The 16,958-nt window shown below is 68.2% G+C and carries 13 protein-coding genes; 3 read left to right on the top strand and 10 right to left on the bottom strand.

What is annotated here, in order from left to right; translation table 11 throughout:
• Positions 1 to 2 precede the first annotated feature (2 nt).
• A complete protein-coding gene (gene clpX, locus JRI60_RS33805; protein WP_204220048.1) occupies positions 3 to 1,076 on the bottom strand; it encodes an ATP-dependent Clp protease ATP-binding subunit ClpX in 1,074 nt (357 codons plus the stop codon).
• 225 nt (positions 1,077 to 1,301) lie between these two features.
• On the opposite strand from clpX, the gene speA reads away from it, so the two are divergent.
• Entirely contained in the window at positions 1,302 to 3,320 is a 2,019-nt protein-coding gene (gene speA, locus JRI60_RS33810; RefSeq protein ID WP_204220049.1) for a biosynthetic arginine decarboxylase, read from the top strand.
• A gap of 126 nt (positions 3,321 to 3,446) precedes the next feature.
• Complete coding sequence (locus tag JRI60_RS33815; RefSeq protein WP_204220050.1) at positions 3,447 to 5,420, top strand: AbfB domain-containing protein; 1,974 nt, start codon at positions 3,447 to 3,449, stop codon at positions 5,418 to 5,420.
• A gap of 177 nt (positions 5,421 to 5,597) precedes the next feature.
• Here JRI60_RS33815 and JRI60_RS33820 read toward each other — a convergent pair whose 3' ends face one another.
• The 3 genes from JRI60_RS33820 to JRI60_RS33830 all read right to left on the bottom strand — a co-directional run bounded on the left by JRI60_RS33820 (position 5,598) and on the right by JRI60_RS33830 (position 9,125).
• A complete protein-coding gene (locus JRI60_RS33820) occupies positions 5,598 to 6,920 on the bottom strand; it encodes a hypothetical protein (protein WP_204220051.1) in 1,323 nt (440 codons plus the stop codon).
• Between the two features lie 283 nt (positions 6,921 to 7,203).
• A complete protein-coding gene (locus JRI60_RS33825; RefSeq protein ID WP_204220052.1) occupies positions 7,204 to 7,680 on the bottom strand; it encodes a hemerythrin domain-containing protein in 477 nt (158 codons plus the stop codon).
• A gap of 89 nt (positions 7,681 to 7,769) precedes the next feature.
• On the bottom strand, positions 7,770 to 9,125 hold the full coding sequence (locus JRI60_RS33830; protein WP_204220053.1) for a TAXI family TRAP transporter solute-binding subunit: 1,356 nt from the start codon (positions 9,123 to 9,125) through the stop codon (positions 7,770 to 7,772).
• Positions 9,126 to 9,397: 272 nt separating this feature from the next.
• On the opposite strand from JRI60_RS33830, the gene JRI60_RS33835 reads away from it, so the two are divergent.
• Positions 9,398 to 10,747: a family 16 glycosylhydrolase gene (locus JRI60_RS33835; RefSeq protein WP_204220054.1), complete on the top strand. Its 1,350-nt coding sequence runs from the start codon at positions 9,398 to 9,400 to the stop codon at positions 10,745 to 10,747.
• Between the two features lie 31 nt (positions 10,748 to 10,778).
• Here the strand turns inward: JRI60_RS33835 and JRI60_RS33840 are convergent, their stop codons facing one another.
• From JRI60_RS33840 to JRI60_RS33865, 6 genes are all read right to left on the bottom strand, one after another.
• The gene (locus tag JRI60_RS33840; RefSeq protein WP_204220055.1) at positions 10,779 to 11,777 is read right to left on the bottom strand and encodes a patatin-like phospholipase family protein; all 999 of its coding nucleotides are present in this window, start codon (positions 11,775 to 11,777) and stop codon (positions 10,779 to 10,781) included.
• A 132-nt stretch (positions 11,778 to 11,909) separates the two neighbouring features.
• Positions 11,910 to 14,240, bottom strand: coding sequence for a hypothetical protein (locus tag JRI60_RS33845; RefSeq protein ID WP_204220056.1), 2,331 nt, complete (start codon positions 14,238 to 14,240; stop codon positions 11,910 to 11,912).
• A 43-nt stretch (positions 14,241 to 14,283) separates the two neighbouring features.
• A complete protein-coding gene (locus JRI60_RS33850) occupies positions 14,284 to 14,865 on the bottom strand; it encodes a hypothetical protein (protein WP_239469861.1) in 582 nt (193 codons plus the stop codon).
• Positions 14,866 to 14,936: 71 nt separating this feature from the next.
• Positions 14,937 to 15,380 (bottom strand): OsmC family protein, encoded by a 444-nt coding sequence (locus JRI60_RS33855; RefSeq protein WP_204220057.1) that lies wholly within the window; start codon positions 15,378 to 15,380, stop codon positions 14,937 to 14,939.
• A 25-nt stretch (positions 15,381 to 15,405) separates the two neighbouring features.
• Entirely contained in the window at positions 15,406 to 16,617 is a 1,212-nt protein-coding gene (locus JRI60_RS33860) for a deoxyhypusine synthase family protein (protein ID WP_204220058.1), read from the bottom strand.
• 44 nt (positions 16,618 to 16,661) lie between these two features.
• On the bottom strand, positions 16,662 to 16,943 hold the full coding sequence (locus JRI60_RS33865) for a hypothetical protein (protein WP_204220059.1): 282 nt from the start codon (positions 16,941 to 16,943) through the stop codon (positions 16,662 to 16,664).
• Between the last annotated feature and the right edge of the window lie 15 nt (positions 16,944 to 16,958).

The raw sequence follows: 16,958 nt of genomic DNA on the forward strand, positions 1-16,958 counted from the left end.
GCTCAGACGCCCAGGCTGGCGCCCGCCTCCAGCCCCGACAGACGGGCCCGGACGAAGCCATCGTCCACGGTGATGTCGCGGCGGCGGTGCTCCGGGGCCTCGAACATCACGTCCGCCATGACGTGCTCGAGGATGGAGCGCAGACCGCGAGCCCCCAGGCCCTTGTCCACGGAGAAGCGCACCACCTCGCGCAGGGCGCCCTCGGTGATCTCCAGCTCGATGCCGTCGAGCCCCAGCAGCTCCCGGAACTCCCGGACGATGGAGTCCGGGGGCTCGGTGAGCACGCGCAGCAGCTCCGGCTCGCCGAGCAGATCCAACTGCACCACCACCGGCAGGCGTCCGAGGAACTCGGCGAGCATGCCGAAGTCCACCAGTTGCTTGGTGGTGATGCGCCGGCGCACCTTGGAGGGCTCCTGGGCGCCGAAGCCCAGGGGCCGAGAGTCGACGTTGCCGCCGTACTCGTGCAGGTCGGAGAAGGTGCCCGCGCAGATGAAGAGGATGTCCCGGGTGTCGATGGGCACGAAGTCACCGCGATTCCACGCCTGGGTGACATTCATGGGGACGAAGACCTCGCGGCCCTCGAGCAGCTTGAGGAGCGCTTGCTGAACTCCCTCGCCGCCGATGTCCCGGCTGCCCGCCCCGTTGCGGGCGCCCTGGGAGCGCCGGGCGATCTTGTCCACCTCGTCGATGAAGATGATGCCCCGCTGGGTGTCCTCGACGGAGTGGTTGGCCTTGAAGAGCAGGTCGGCCACCATCACCTCCACGTCCTTCCCGTAGTACCCGGCCTCCGTGTACTCGGTGGCGTCCACGGTGGTGAACGGCACGGAGAGGATCTCCGCCAGGTTGCGGGCGATGTGGGTCTTCCCGCTTCCCGTCGGCCCGATGAGCAGGATGTTGGACTTCTTGAGCAGCGAGGTGCGTCGCATCCGGCGCGCCTGGACGCGCTTGAGATGGTTGTGGGCCGCGATGGCCACGGCCCGCTTGGCCGCGTCCTGCCCGATGACGTACCTGTCGAGCCGCTCGTAAATCTCCCTCGGGGTCATCAACGGCGAGTCCCTGCGTGCGGATGACTCCATGTACCCTCCCCTTGGCTCCATACGGGCTCTCGGACCTCCTTGGGGGAAGGGTAGGAATCCGATGGAGGACAGCCCACCCACGGCGCAGAGAAGGGGGGAGCCGCTGGGGCCGTTCGCCTGCCTGCCCCTCAACCAGGAGTTGAATGGCGGGGGGATTCCCGATACTTCCCGCGTCAATCGTTGTTGCAGCAAGTCCACCCATAGACCGGGAGAGCAGGAACGCCGATGCCACCGAACACCCCTCCGCACCGCTGGACCATCGCCGACGCCCAAGAGACGTACGGTATCCGCAACTGGGGCTCGCCCTACTTCGGCGTCAACGAGAAGGGTCACGTGTGCGTCCACCCGGACGGTCCCTCGGCTCCGAACATGGACCTGAAGGAGCTGGTGGACGAGGTGCGGCGCCGGGGTATCGGCCTGCCGTTGCTGATCCGTTTCACGGACGTGCTGCGCCACCGGGTGATCCACCTGAACCAGGCGTTCCGCAAGGCCATCGCCGAGCACAACTACAAGGGCCTGTACCAGGGCGTCTACCCCATCAAGGTGAACCAGCACCGGTACGTGGCGGAGACCATCGTCGAGACCGGCAAGCAGTTCGGCTACGGCCTGGAGGCCGGGAGCAAGCCGGAGCTGCTGGCGGTGATGGCGCTGCTGGACCAGGAAGACGCGCTCGTCATCTGCAACGGCTACAAGGACGAGGAGTACGTCGAGACGGCGCTGCGCTTCTCGCGCCTGGGCCGCAAGGTGATTCTCGTGGTGGAGAAGCCCTCGGAGCTGCCGCTCATCGCCGAGGTGGCGCGCAAGACGGGCATCCAGCCGCGGCTGGGCATGCGGGTGAAGCTGTCCACCCGCGGGGCCGGCAAATGGGAGGCCTCGGGCGGAGACCGCTCCAAGTTCGGCCTGTCCTCCTCGGAGCTGATGAGCGCCATCGGCTTCATGAAGGAGACGGGACTGCTGCCGTGCTTCGAGCTGCTGCACTTCCACCTGGGAAGCCAGATCTCCAACATCCGCAACGTGAAGAACGCGTTGCGCGAGGTGGGCCGCTTCTACGTGGAGGTGGCGCGCCTGGGGGCTCCGCTGAAGTACCTGGACGTGGGCGGCGGCCTGGGCGTGGACTATGACGGCTCGCAGACGAACTTCACCTCGTCCATGAACTACACCACGGAGGAGTACGCCAACGACGTGGTGTTCTCCGTGATGGAGGCGTGTGACAGCGCGGGTGTGGCGCACCCCAACCTGGTGTCCGAGTCGGGCCGCGCCGTGGTGGCGCACCACGCGGTGCTGGTGGTGGACGTGCTGGGCACCAGCGAGTTCGATCCGGTGAGCGTGCCGGAGAAGGCGGACGACAAGGCGCCCTCGGTGGTGCGCAACCTGATGGCCACCTTCAAGGACGTGACGAACAAGAACCTGCTGGAGGCCTACCACGACGCCCAGGACTACAAGGAAGAGACCCTGACGCTCTTCTCCCTGGGACACCTGTCGCTGGAGCAGCGGGTGATGGCGGAGAACATCTTCTGGGCGCTCTGCCACAAGATCATGCGGATCGCGCGTGAGTCGGGCGAGGTCCCCGAGGAGCTCGAGGCGCTGGAGAAGCAGCTGTCGGACACCTACTTCTGCAACTTCTCGGTGTTCCAGTCGCTGCCGGACTCCTGGGCGATCGACCAGCTCTTCCCCATCATGCCCATCCACCGGCTCAACGAGCGGCCGTCGCGGCAGGCGGTGCTGGCGGACATCACGTGTGACTCGGACGGGAAGATCGACCACTTCATCGACAAGCGCGAGGTGAAGGACGCACTCGAGCTCCACCCGCTCAACAACGATGACTACTACCTGGGCATCTTCCTGGTGGGCGCGTACCAGGAGATCCTGGGAGACCTGCACAACCTCTTCGGAGACACGCACGCGGTGCAGGTGTCGCTGGCGCCGAACGGGGGTTACCTGATCGACCACGTGGTGGAGGGCGACACGGTGACCGAGGTGCTCAACTACGTGAGCTACAACAAGGACGACCTGGTGGCGAAGCTGCGCAAGTCCACCGAGGTGGCGCTGCGCAACGGCCGGCTGACGCTGGACGAGTCGCGCCAGCTGCTGCGTTTGTACGAGGAAGGCCTGACGGGCTACACGTACCTGGAGCGCGAGGTGGACGCGTCCTTCGTCGCGGGCCACGGGCAGCAGCTGCGCCTGGTGCCGCAGGACGCGGGCGCTCCCGGCGGCAAGGCCCCCGTGCCGCCCACCGGCACCTGAGCCAGACGTAGCGCACAACAGCTGTAGCGAGAGCCCCGGGCACCCTCAGGTGTCGCGGGGCTTTCTCTTGGAACGCGAGGGGCCGAATTCGGGCAATCCACGGAATATCAGTTTAAGGTGTCGAGCATGACCCGACCCCTCTTCCGCCGAACAGGATTCGCCTTCCCCGGGCCCGCGCTGCTCTTGCTGCTCTGGAGCCTGCTGCCCGGCTTCCTTCCCACCGCATCCGCCGCCACCGGAGATGGCAACCCCTCCGACACCAACATCGTGTACGTCGGGCGATGGGACAAGAGCGTCGCCAACGCCTACAAGAGCTACTGGTCGGGCGCCTACTTCCGGGTCAACTTCACGGGTACGAGCGTGCGGCTCCGGCTCGCCGCGGCCGCCCACCTGCATTTCAGCATCGATGGCAGGCCCGACGTCGACCTTCCCGGCGCCACCGGGACCGTCAATCTGACGCCCACGCCGCTGGCCGCGGGGGTCCACACCCTGCGGGTCGCCGTCCACTCCGAGTTCGATGTCATGCAGTTCCAGGGACTGGTGCTGGACGCCGGGGCGACCACACAGGCGCCCGCTGCCCGGGCCCATCGCATCGAGTTCATCGGGGACTCCATCACCGCGGGCTGCTGCGCGCTGAGCGAGTGGGCCCTGAGTGATTACGCGTGGCGCGTGGGGGAGATCCTCAACGCCGACCACACGCAGATCGCCTACTCCGGAATCTGTCTGCAGAACGGAGTCAAATGCTCCTCTCCGAACAGCCTCGGGATGAGCCAGCAATACTTCAAGCTGCAGACCGTGGACTATCCGTCCTCGCCCGCGTGGGACTTCAGCCGGTACCAGCCCGATGCCGTGGTCATCAACCTGGGCACCAACGACCACAACTTCGGAGTCTCCGACGCCACCTTCCAGGCCACCTACACCACGTTCCTGCAGGACCTCCGGGCGCGCTACCCCAGTGCCTGGCTCTTCGCGGTGCGCCCCTTCGGCGGGTACAAGGCCGCGTCCACGGTAGCGGCCGTCAATACCCGCATCTCCGCGGGAGACACCCGCCTGGCCTACGTGGACACCACGGGCTGGGTCACGGTCGGCACCTCGGACTACAGCCCTAACGACAACCTCCACCCGTCCGACAGTGGCCATGTGAAGATCGCCAACCTTCTGGCGCCGTTCATCGCCAAGACGGTCCGATGGGATGTCCCCTTCTCGGATGACTTCACGGATGGCAACGCCAATGGCTGGCAGACCTACGGGGGCGCCTGGTCCGTCTCCAGTGGCAAGCTGACCGTCGCGGCCAACCCGGGGGCCAAGGCCGTGGCCTACGGCCCCCAGTTCTCCAACTTCACCTACGACGCCGATGTCTCCCCGGGAGCCACTGGCAACGCGGGACTGGTGTTCCGCGCCAGCCGGTTGGCGATCGGCCCGGATGCCTATCAGGGCTATTACGCCGGCATCAATGCCAACACCGTGGTCCTGGGCCGGGCGGATGGCGGCTGGACCGTCCTGTCGGCCGTGGCGATTCCCACCTCCACGAATCCCACGCGGCATCTGCGCGTGGTGGCCGTGGGCTCCTCCTTGAAGGTCTACGTCGATGACATGGTGACGCCCCGCATCTCCGTGACGGATGCCACCTTCGTGTCCGGAGCGGTGGGCGTCAGGACCTTCGAGGCTCAGGCCACGTTCGACAACCTGTCGGTCCGCGCCCCCTCCCGCTTCGAGTCCTCCTTCCAGGGCTATTTCATTCGCCACCAGGACTCACGGGGGAAGATCAGCAACTTCATCTCGCCCGCGGAAGACGCGGAGTGGAGGCTCGTCCCGGGTCTGGCGAACGCCTCGGCGATCTCCATCGAGTCCGTGAACTACCCCGGCTACTACCTGCGGCACCGCGACGGCCAGATCTGGATGGACGCCAACAACGGCACGGCGCTGTTCCAGGCGGATGCGACCTGGTGGAAGCGCGCCGGACTGGCGGACAGCACGCGGATCTCCTTCGAGACCTACAACTTCCCGGGCAGCTACATGCGGCATCGCGGCGGCCTGCTCTACTCGGAGCCCATCTCCACGAGCCTGGATCGCAGCGACGCGACGTTCCGCGAGTATTGAGCGGGAAACACGCGTCAACACGGGCTGCTCGGACACCCGGGCGTCTTCGCCACCAAGACGGACTGCGACTACACCGAGTACAACTGGCCGCATGGGAGTGATCGGCCCACCCGCTCCCGCCAACTCCACGCCGTAATCGCCCCCTGAGCTCATCATCGAGGGACTCGAGCTGACGCGCTACAGTTCCACGCGCAGCAGGAAGAGGCGGCCGCGGCTCGCCGTGACGCGTGTCCCTCCCAGCTCGGCCTCACCCCACACCGTGCCGAGCACGAGGAGCGCGCCGTCCGGCAGCGGCGCCACCTGGGCCACCCTGACGCCCGACTGGCCCTCGCCGCCCACCGCATGCAAACGATGAGTCGCGAGCAGCTCCGTGGTGGCGGAGCGCCGCCGGAGGATGCTGCCCGTCCCCGCCTCATCGCCCGAGAGCGTCACCACCTCCGCCGAAGGCGAGACCCAAAGGATGCGCTCGCCGCGTGGAAGCACCGCCACACTGTCCTCCCGTCCATCCACGTTCCCATGCAGCAGCAGGGGCGCGCAGGGGCTCTCCGTCGAGGGAACGCACTGCACCGGCTTGCCCGCGAAGGTGCTCTCTCCTCCGAAGACCCGAACGAGGGCGAGGTAGTCTCCCGATCGGGTGAAGAGCAGGGGCTCGAAGTACCCTGACAATCCCTTCAGCCCCCCGGAGGCCCGCGGAGTGCCGTCGGGCCCGAGCTGTCTCCACGCCGCATGGCGCCCTTCCGGATCCGACCACGGGGACGAGCCTCCCGCCAGCGCCGTGCCATCTTCCCGCGTCACCTGTCCCGACACGACGATGCCCAGGCTCGGTGCCTGTTTCCGGAAGACGAGTGAGCCCTCGGCGTCGTAACGCAGCACCCCCGCGGGTGGATTTTCATGGACGCAGTACCCTTCGAGCACCGTCACGCTGCCCGAGGCATCCAGGCTCAACGGGCCCGCATCGCACATCGCGTCCTGTCCCCAGAGGGGACGCCCGTCCGGCGCGTAACGCACCAGCAGGTGATTGCTCCTCAGAGGAGAGCTCCCCAGGTCCCCGCCATTCTGCTGGTGGGCCCACAGGAGCACGTCGCCTCCGGAGGTGATGGCGAGCTGCCCCCCGTACCAACCGGCTCCCGTGGTGACAGTCCGGGTCCACACGGGCTTCCCCTGGGGCGTGTACCGGCCCAGGTGGAAGCTGCGAACGGTCTCGGGGTCGGCGAGCCCCGCGGTGAGGGCGAAGCCGCCATCTGGGGCCACCGCCAGACTGTTGCCGAAGTACCCTTCGGGACTGAGCCTCAGCTCAGTCGTGCCGCGCAGTTCGAAAGCTTGGAGCTGGTCACTCCCCTCCACGGGGGGTGAAGGCTGGGGCTCTGGAGAGGAGGGCTGCTCCTCGAAATCCCGCTCCAGCACCTCCGGGCCCTCCGTTCGCGAACAAGCGAGCAGTCCCATCAGCGCGAGGCTCGCGAGCGAGCCGGACCCCCGTGCTCTTCCCCACCTGACCGCCATCGTGCGCCTCCCTGGTGCGTGCGAGACGCTGGGCATCCCCCTGGGTGGCGACAACCTCCGACCGCACGGCGTGTCACGGAGGGCACACCGGGCCGGGTCGGGCTACGGCCGTCTGGCGTGACGGCGGTCCAAGCCAGGTGGGGTAAGTCCTTTCAGGAGGGAGGTCCCGGTCGCGCTCGGGAGCAACTGGTCTGACAGTCAGACCAGTTCGTCCGGAGCGCGCCCGGAAGGTGCCCCATCCTTTCCTGCAAGAGCACCCCTGAAAGAACTGACTCCAGCTGGCTCAGTGCGCGCTCTCCTGGATCTCGGACGAGAGGGTCGGGAGGCCGCCCGGCTGGGTCAGCTCATTCATTCCCCGCCCCAGGTCTTCGCCCAACCGCTCGATGTGCCCGGCGGAGAGGAGCCGCCGCACGAGGGGAAAGAGCATGGAGCGCTCCTCGGCGACGTGCGCTTCGACGGAGGCGCGGAGTTGGACCAGGGCGGGCTCGAACTGCATGTCGCTGACGTCGAGGTGGATCAGCTGCGAGATCAACGCCTTGGCCTCGCCATGGTCATCATAGGCGTGATGAACCAGCTCATCCGTCTCGGCCAGCTTCACCTCCGGGTAGAAGTACCGCTCTTCCAACTGCGTATGCAGGGTGAGCAGCCAGGCGAGACGGTGGAACAGCTGGGCTCGCTCTTCCCCTTTCGCCACCGACACCTGCTGGAAAAGCAGCTCGGCTTCCTCGTGCTGCCGCGTCAAGAGCTCGATCGGGTCCATACCCGGGAGGCTCCGCATCGGAGCGGGGGCGGGCAAGCCGCTCATCCCTGAATGCTGGGCTGCCGGGCTGCCGTGGCCACAGCTCCCCGTCAGCCGTGTTTTACCTCCACCGGGGCGAGCGGCGTACCCTGCGCCGAGAGCCGCTCCTCCAGCCGGTTGCGGATGTAGTCCACGTGCAGGCGCAGGTCGTAGAACTCGTCCATGTAGCTCAGCGGCACCTTCACCCCGCCAATCTCATGATCGAGCTGCTCGAGGAGCTGCAGATCCTTGCGCACCTGCTCGGGGTCGGGCACGCCGCGCAGGCGCTCATCGATGACCCGCAGCCGCGCGTACCAGCGGTAGATGCGCGAGCGAATGCTCCAGCGATACACCGGCGGGGTGAGCCGCAACAGCGGCACCAGCACCACGAAGAGAGGGACGAGCAGGACGACGAACCGGTTGATGAGCGCCGCGAGCCAGAAGGGCAGCACGCGCCGCAAGAAGTCCGGGCCGTGCGTCAGGTAGTACCGCGACTGCTCGTTGACGGGCAGCTCGGTGAGCGTGTCATTGGGGAACGTCCCGGGCTCGCTGAGCAGATCCCCTCCCCGGTGGATCTGGACCGCGGCCTCGGCCAGCAACGCGACCACGGCGGGATGCACGTTCTTGCGCGCCACCAGCACCGCCGCGGGCGCCACCATCCGCACGTCCCGTTCCGGCAGGTTGTGCGCCAGATCCAACGAGCCGGGGTGCAACGTGACGGGAGACAGATAGCGGAACCGGCGAGCGTAGGAGTGGGCCTGCTCGAAGCTCATCAACCGCACCCCGGGCGTGGCCAGCAGCTCGGTGAGGAAGTGCGCGGTGGGCCCCACGACGAAGAGGGCCGCGTCGACCGACCCCTCACGCAGCGCCGCCACGGCCTTGTCCCCGCCCATGTCGACGAGCGTGGTGCCGGACTTCTCGCCCAGCGCTCCGCCCGCTTTCAGCAGCTCCAGGGCCAACGGCCGCACGCCACTGCCCTCCGCTCCGACCGCGATGCGCTTGCCCGCCAATTGGTCGATCCGTCCCAGTCCGGGCTCTCCCCGGTAGAACACCCACACCGGCTCCAGGTACAGGCTCGCCAGCGAGACCAGTCCCCGCCGGCGCTCCTTGTCGACGGGAGCCGTTCCACCCTGGACGATGGCGACATCGACACCGGAGTCCGGATCGCCCAGCAGCGCGTAGTTCTCGAGCGAGCCGGCCGTCTCCCGGACGACGAGCTCGATCCCCGCTGCCGCGAAGTGCTCGGCGTACTGCTGGGCCACCGCGTGGTACATGCCGCTGGCGGAACCGGTGGCGATGACGACCTTCCTGGGCGGAGCCGGTTCGACGAACTGCCACGTCACGGCCACCACCACCGCGAACACCACGGCCACCAGCGCGGCCACGCGCACCATGTCCAGACGCGACATCAGTGTCCGAGGACTCACGCTACGTTCTCCCTGCACAGACCCTCCTTCGGCTCCGGCCATTCTAGCGTGCGGGGCCCACCCATCTCCTGGGACTGGTCGCCCGACTGCATGGGAGGCAACTCCTCGGGAAGGAAGGAGCGCGCTGCTCATCACCCGACGGCTCGAAGTGACGTCCTCCTCACAGGGCGCGGTTCCAGGCGACAACGTGGAGCGCGAACCCCGGCTCCGAGCGACACACTCCCCTGCTTGGTACAATCGTCGCCGCAAGCATCCCGAGGAAAGCGCGACACATGGCTCGCAACATAAAGTGGGGGCTGTTGGCGATCGGCCTGGCCCTGGCTGGCTGCGGTGGAAGTGGAAACACCGGGACGGACGGAGGAAGCAACACGGACGGCGGTGGCAACTCCGGAACGAACGGTGGGGGGAGTCCCAGCGGCGACATCGGGGCCTCCCCTTCCATCCCCTGGATCAACGGCTATTCGGCCTTCGATGACACCTTCGACGCGTTCGATGCCACGCGTTGGCGCCGCTCGGACAACTGGGCCAGCAGCGAGGATTTCAACGCGGGCTGGCGCGAGGACCACGTGCGCTTCTCGGGTGGGAAGCTGGAGCTGCGGCTCGACGACCAGCCGTGCTCCACGGGAGGTGGGTGCTCTGGCCGGCCCTATGCCTCGGGCGAGTTCGCCTCCACCCGCTTCCACGGTTACGGGCGCTACGAGGTGCGGATGAGGCCCGCGCACGCCTCGGGCACGTTGACGGCGTTCGCCATCACCACGGGCCCGTTCGAGTGGACGCGCTGGGATGAGATCGACATCGCCTTCGTCGGGCTCAACACCCGCCGCTTCCAGGCGAGCTACATCACCGACGGGCAGCGGCGTGACACGGGCATCGACCTGCCCTTCGACGCCGCGGACGACTTCCACACCTACGGCATCGAGTGGACGCGCGAGGCCATCCATTGGTACGTCGACGGCAAGCGCGTCCACACCGAGACGGGGACTCGCGGACCCCTGCCCTCGCAGCCCGGAAGAATCCTCGTGAACTTCTGGCCCGGCGTCGGCCCCGCGACCGAGTCCTGGATGGGCCACTTCACCTACCCGGGAACGCCGCTGGCCTCCGTCTACGACGAGCTCCGCTACGGCCCGGCCGCGCCGACCGAGCTGCTGGAGGACTTCGAGACCTCCGGGCTCTGGAAGCAGGACGACCCGGGGGCCCAGATGAGTACCTGGCACCAGGAGGGACATCAGGGGCAGGCGCTCGTGATGAGCTACTGGGTCAAGGACTCATCGCACCCGAACGTCGCGCGCACCTTCGACACGCCCCGGGACTGGCGCGGAGCGCGCCATCTGAACTTCTGGTTCCGAGGCACCAACACCCAGGACCCCTTCCGTCTGGAGCTGCGCGACAACGGCGGCGGACTCGCGACGGCGGAGCGCTTCGAGTACCGCTTCCGGGATGACTTCGTCGGGTGGAAGTGGGTGAGCGTGCCCCTGAGCGCCTTCACCCGGCGGACGGACTGGCAGCCTGCGGGCGCGCCCAACGACGGGCTCACCCTGTCGGCCGTGCACGGCCTCTCCTTCGAGCCCCTGAGCGGCAACGGCAACACCATCCTGCTCGACGACATCCAGTTGGAGCGCTGAGCGCCGGTGCCGCCCAAGGGTCACGGGCCGTCTACGCGGAGCTCGCCACGCGCGCCGCCTTCCCGTCGAGGAACGCGAGCGTGGCGGCCCGCCCGTTGCTCACGAGTAGATCGATCTGCTGCTGCGTCAGATCGAAGTCCGTCGTCGGGATGTTCGCGTTGTCGATGAAGACGGTGCGCTCGAGTGCCTTCTTGTCGAGGTGCAGCCGGGTGGACTCGTTCAGCATGAAGCTGAAGAGCCCTTTCACCATCCCCTCCATGTTGGAGATCTCCACCGGCAGGGGCGTCCAGTCGTTGCGCTCGGATTGAATCTGGGCGGCGGTGCCGAGGCTGAACCCGAGCGTCCGCATGTCGAGGGCGTTCGCCACGGCCGTCAAGATGGGGCGCGAAGGCAGTCCGATCACTGGCCGATCGATGACGCCGTCGAACAGGTCGATGGGGTAGTTCCAAGACACGCCCCCGTCGACGTAGAAGTTGCCACCGGAGCTCACCGCCTCGAAGAAGAAGGGAATGCTCATCGACATCCGGACGGCCAGGTACACCGGGACATCGGGCGTCGATTCGGCGGAGAAGACCTCGGGCATCTGGCGGGTCAGGTTGGTGCTGACCGTGTAGAGCTCACGGAACACCCCGGGCTTCTGCGCGGCGAGCGCCCGGAGCTGGCCGAAGGTCATGTCCGGCTGCGCCCGGCCCGTGGCGCGCTCCGTCAGCATGGAGATCTGCTGGCGCATCCACTTCTCGAACGCATCCCCCTTGTAGAGGCCGTAGTGCGACAGCAGCCGCACGGCATCCCCGATGAGCCACCCGCCGCCATCCATGAACGAGGAGAACGAGGTGTTGCGGAGGACGTGGTCCAGGTCCTGGCTGGTGGCGCCCATCGCCAGCAGGGCCGCGGTGATCGATCCCGCCGAGGTGCCAGCGACGTAGTTGACATCGCTCATCAGCCCGCGCTGCTCGAGCACGTCGATGGCACCCACGTAGGCGATTCCCTTCACCCCTCCCCCCTGAAACACGAGATGACGGATCCTCATGACCGCTCCTCTTTCGTTGTCCGGCGCACGAGGGGAACCAGTTCCTCCTCGCGCCCGGAGTCGATCATCCTACGAAAGCGGAGCGGACGCGCTGTGACCGCCCTCACATCCCTGCCCCAGGCCGCTCGCCCGTCAGCGCCGGCGCCAGCTCATGATCCGGGCGAGGAACACCGTCCCGAAGACGAGCACCGTGAAGGCCGCCGTGTAGCCCAGGAAGACGAGCCATCCCGTGGTGGCTCCGGGGATGCCCACCGAGGGGCTCATGTCCTGGAACTGCGCGCCGGAGAAGAAGCCGCAGGCCAGGCTGACCGGCAGGAAGACGAACACCAGGATGCCCACCATCCGGTCGAACTGATCCCTCTTGTACTGGTCCAGCTCCGAGGCCTGGTCCCTCATCGCCTCCACCGTCTCCTGCAGCCCGTGCAGCGAGTGCCAGGCGAGGTAGCGCGCGTTGATGTCCGGATCCTCGCTCACCCGCGTGTGCCACAGTGAGTTGGTGAACAGCATCACGTCCGAGCGGACGCTGCGCGCGGGCCGCAGGTTCTGCCAGCGCGAGGTGCGGTAGCGCTGCTCCACCTCGGCCATGCGCCGGCTGGTCTCGAAGGCCGAGTACCTCTGGCCAATCGTCAGCAGGAAGAGGAGGAAGTCCCGATCGCACGCCAGCGGGCCGCGCTCCTCCTCCTCCAGGAGGAACTCGAGCCGCGCACCGCCCGTCGAGGTCAGCCAGTGCTCCGTCTCGCCGGAGGCATCCCGGAGCACCCGCCGGCTCTCGGCGGCGGCCTCGGAGGGCAGCTTCTCCAGGGTGGTCTCCGTCCCGGAGGCGAGCGCGTGGAAGAGCCCCTGCATGGAGCGCGAGTCATCCAGCATCGACGAGCGGCCGCGGGAGATCCGGTAGGCGCCGTAGACGAGCCACCGCTCCGGGCCCAGCGGCGCGAGCCAGGGGGGCAGCCACCGCAGGGGCTCGAGCTCCCACAACTCCCGGCTCTCCACGAGCGCCGACTGCTCCTGCACGAGCGTGTACAGCGAGGTCGCCGCCTTCCGGGGCCGCTCCACCCAGACGACGACGAGCCGGTTCGGGTAGACGGAGACGCGGACGGTGTGGCCCTCGGTGGGCTTCTCGTAGTGCAGCACGTCCGCCTCGTGCGTGGCCCCCAGGAAGGAGTTGACCACCGCGGGGTGGAAGGCCCCGCCCTGGTTGGAGAGATCGCAGCGGCGGAAGCCTCGGGACACGAGCTCCGCGTCGGGCGCCGGGCCCCTCCACAGGAAGGGCCGGGCGAAGACGGTATGCGCCCGGAGGACGTGGACGTTGCGTCCCACGTTGAACCGGCTCCAGAGCGCCTCCCACAGCTCACGGCGGGACAGCCGGGTGCCCGAGTACGGAGCCGCCACCATCGTCGAGCGGCCCACCGGGCTGGCATAGCCGTCCGAGTACCACGGGTCCGAGTAGTCGTTGGGCTGGCGCTCGAAGCGCCGCTTCCCCGTGGCCCGGGGCGTTCCATCCGGCAGCTTCGGCCCCTCGAGCTCGTCGAACCATCCCGCCAGGTCCGCGAGCGTCCCCGCGCGCTCGGGGGTGATGGAGAAGGAGTGCCACGCCCGGGCCTGCTCCTGCCGGGCGATGTGGATGGCCATGAAGTCGAAGCCCTGGCCGTAGTGGGTGTTCTCCGAGTCGCTGCGCGCGAGCAACCGCAGGACGGTGACGTCCTGGAAGGAGGACAGGAAGAGCGCGTCCACCCGGCGCACGGACGCGTCCTTCCCCTCGCCAATCGGGATGTCGAGCTGCACGCGCTGGGCGCGCGACAGCTCGGCGCGGTACAGCAGCGCGTCCGCCTTGAGGCGCCGGGAGATGACCGGGGGGACGAGCGTCTCGGACAGCCTGGCCAGCTCCGCGGGGAGCCGCACCGTCCGGAGCACGGTGGCCATCAACTCCAGCACCTCGCGAGCGGGGCGGCCGTCCTCCTGCGAGGGCCAGAGCTTCAGGGCCGCGTAGAACACCGTGCCCAGGGCCCGCTCGTAGTCGCCCACCGTCTCGGTGTGGCCCTGCTCCCACTCACCCAGGTACGCGCCGAGCGCGTCGGCGCCCTCGGGCCAGTCCTGGTGGAGGAGCCGGTATACGGCCAGCAGCGTGGCGCAGACGACGTCGAGCGTCGGCTCGTGGACGCGCAGGGTGAGGGGCGCGAGCGAGCCCTCCGGCTGCCCCTGGCGCAGCTCCTGGGAGAGGACATCGAGCTCGGCGGCGGAGTGGAGGACGGCCTCGGTGGTGGAGCGCACCGAGCGCCGGGTCCACTGCGGCAGCTTCCACGCCAGCATGCGCGGGTGGGGCGGCAGGGCCTCGGCTCGCGAGCCCACGCTGATGAACAGCTCGCGCGGGCCCGGCTCGTCTCCGGGCCTCGGCTTGGTGGGGGTCCACGCCACCTTCCCCTCCTCCACCAACGCCTCCACCACCTGTCGCAACTTGGAATCCATGGGGGGCACCTTATAGGCGCAACCCCCGCCAGAATCCCGTCTCCTACCCCCGCCCGTTGGAATGGGCCGGAGTGAAGCGAACCACGGCGCGCTCTCCCGGTTCGAAGAAGGCCTCTTCCGAGGCCTGCTGGCGCAGCCGCTCCAACGTGCGCCGCTGCTGCTCCGTCCGGACGATGAGCGCCGCGAAGTCGAAGCGGGCCAGGCGCTCGTCCTTGCGCGCCAGCCGCCGCAGCGTCCGCCACATCGACAGCCGCCCCTCGGTGCCCAGGCACAGCCCTTCCAGCTCCACCAGCCGGCTCAGTGGCGAGTAGCCCGTGAGCTGTCCGTTGAGCTTCAGCCGTCCCAGCTTCTCACCCAACCAGGCGGCACCCTGCTTCAGCGTGTCGCGCGCGAGCCCCAGCGCCGACATCACGCTCAGCAACGTTCCGCGATCCTCCCGCAGCTCTCCGATGAAGACATCCAGGTACTCGCCCACGGAGTTGCCCGGGTTTTCCGCCCGAGCGCGGCGTGCCAGCTCCAGGCCCATGACCGAGCCCGCCAGATGGTCGTTCAGGTAGATCTTCAACAGCGCCACGTTCACGCCGCCCTCCTCGCGCTTGCCCCCACCCCAAGGCAGGGTCGGCACGCCCGGGCCCCGACGCAGGAGGCAGCGCCCGGGCGTCTGGAGACCGGGCGGCGGAACGAGCCTTCTCCCGCCTACCGGGGCTCATCCGGGTAGCGGAAGGTCACCGGCAGCTTCACGTCCGGGTGGAGGCTGCGGGTGACCGGGCAGCCGTGCGCCACCTCCTCCAGCCGGGCGCGGTGGGCGGCCGACAGGCCCGCGGGCATGTCGATCTCCAGCACCAGCTCGCCGATGCGACGCGGCGGAGGCGTCATCCGCTTCTCCACGCGGGCCTTCGCCTCACCGAAGGGAATCCCCTCGCGCGAGGCCGCCAGCGCCATGGTGGTCAGCGCGCAGGAGGCGAGCGCCGCGCCCACGAGGTCCGTGGGAGAGAAGGACATGCCGGTGCCGCCATTGTCCTTGGGGGCCTCGGTGGCGATCTTCGTGCCGGACGGGCCGTGCTCGAGCCGGCAGGTGAAGCCGGGCGCGCTCACGACGTTCATCACGACGCCGGTAGGGGGAGTGGTGGGCTGGCTCATGGTCGTGTCTCCTCGGGACGCGGCTTCAGCGGACGTAGGCGGTGTGCTCGTCCGGGTTGGGCTTCTCCTCGTCGGGGCTCCAGTCGATCGTCTTCAGGAGCGACTTGCGGCGCTTCTGCACGTCCTTGTCGAGGAAGGTCACCGCCTCCTGCATGACGTCCATCAGCCGGCGCGGCTTGCGCTTCATCTTCGAGTCGCTCAGCAGCGCGTGGGTGAGCCACGGGAAGACGGCGGTGACGTCGGTGTGCACGTACATGGAGCCGGCCTCCACCGCCTCCATGGACACCTTGCCCCAGGTGTGGCCCTCACCGGCCGGACAGCTGGAGAGCGCGCCGTTGTCCACCGGGTCCACGCAGAACTGCACGTCGATGTCGAAGCCATCGGTGGGCACGCCCAGAATCTGGTCCAGCAGCGGCTCGCCCTGCAGCGTGTAGTTCTTGGGCACGCCACCGCCGAGGATCCAGATGGCCATCTTGTTGGAGAAGTGGTGGCGGCAGTAGTGCTGGAGCGCCGCCATCCAATAGACGTCGTCGTTGATGTCGATCTCGAACTTGAACTCGGGCCCGAGCAGCCGCTTGAGCTTGACGGCGTTGAGGAAGATGGAGCCGTCCTGCACCGCGCCCACGAAGATGGGCACGCCGTGCTTGTAGCAGGTGGACAGCAGCGAGGGCTGCTTCACGCCGAGCTGCTTCTCGATGGCCTGGATGTTCTTGCCCAGCAGGTAGTGGAACTCGGGCGTGGTCATCTTCCGCTGGAACTCGGGGCGGCGCAGGAGCGCGGAGAAGAGCCGGTCGGTGTCGAGCAGCGCCTCCTCCCAGAAGCCCAGGTCGTAGATGCGGATGATGCGGGCCAGGCGGTACTGGAGGTCACCCGCGTTGGGGTTCACCTCGCGGATGGCGTGGCCGATGATGCGGTGGGCGTCGTGGTAGAGGTTGGCGCCCGTGGTGGTGAGCGCCGAGATGACGCCCTTCTCGATGAGGGGGATGATGCAGCTCTGGTGAAGACCCGCCGGAGTCATCGCGCCCGAGAGCGTGAGGAAGATGGAGGCATCCACCTCCATGGAGCGGCGCATCAGCTCGAACGCGGTGCGCTCCTGACGTCCCACGTAGGCGGAGAAGGCGTGCTCCAGCAGCTCGGTGGGCGACTCCTTGCCGGTGATGGGACGCGGATCCGCCTTGCGAGCGCCCGAATAGTGGGCGCGCAGGTTCTTCTTGCTGTTCGAGGGGGTCTTGGCCATGGCGCGCGATCTACCACCGCCCGCCCGCCGAGGGGAGCACCGGTTTACTTGCGCTTCTTCCCCTTGCCGTTCCTGTCGTCCGCGTCACGCTCGGGCGGGGCCGGCTCGGCGGCGCCCAGCACGCGCTGACGCACCTGCTCGGGCGACAGGTGCCCGGTGTCCGCGATGACGCACGAGAGGTACGCCAGGTCCGCCAGCGCCCGCATCGCCCGGGCGCGCACCGCCTCGTCCTCGGAGGACAGCAGCTCCGAGGCGGCGGAGATGTAGCTGCTCGCCAGTGAATCGAAGAGGTAGACGCGGTTCTCGATGGTGTCGTCCTTCGCCATGGCACTGCCCTCCTG

Source organism: Archangium violaceum (assembly GCF_016887565.1).
Taxonomy (GTDB): domain Bacteria; phylum Myxococcota; class Myxococcia; order Myxococcales; family Myxococcaceae; genus Archangium; species Archangium violaceum_B.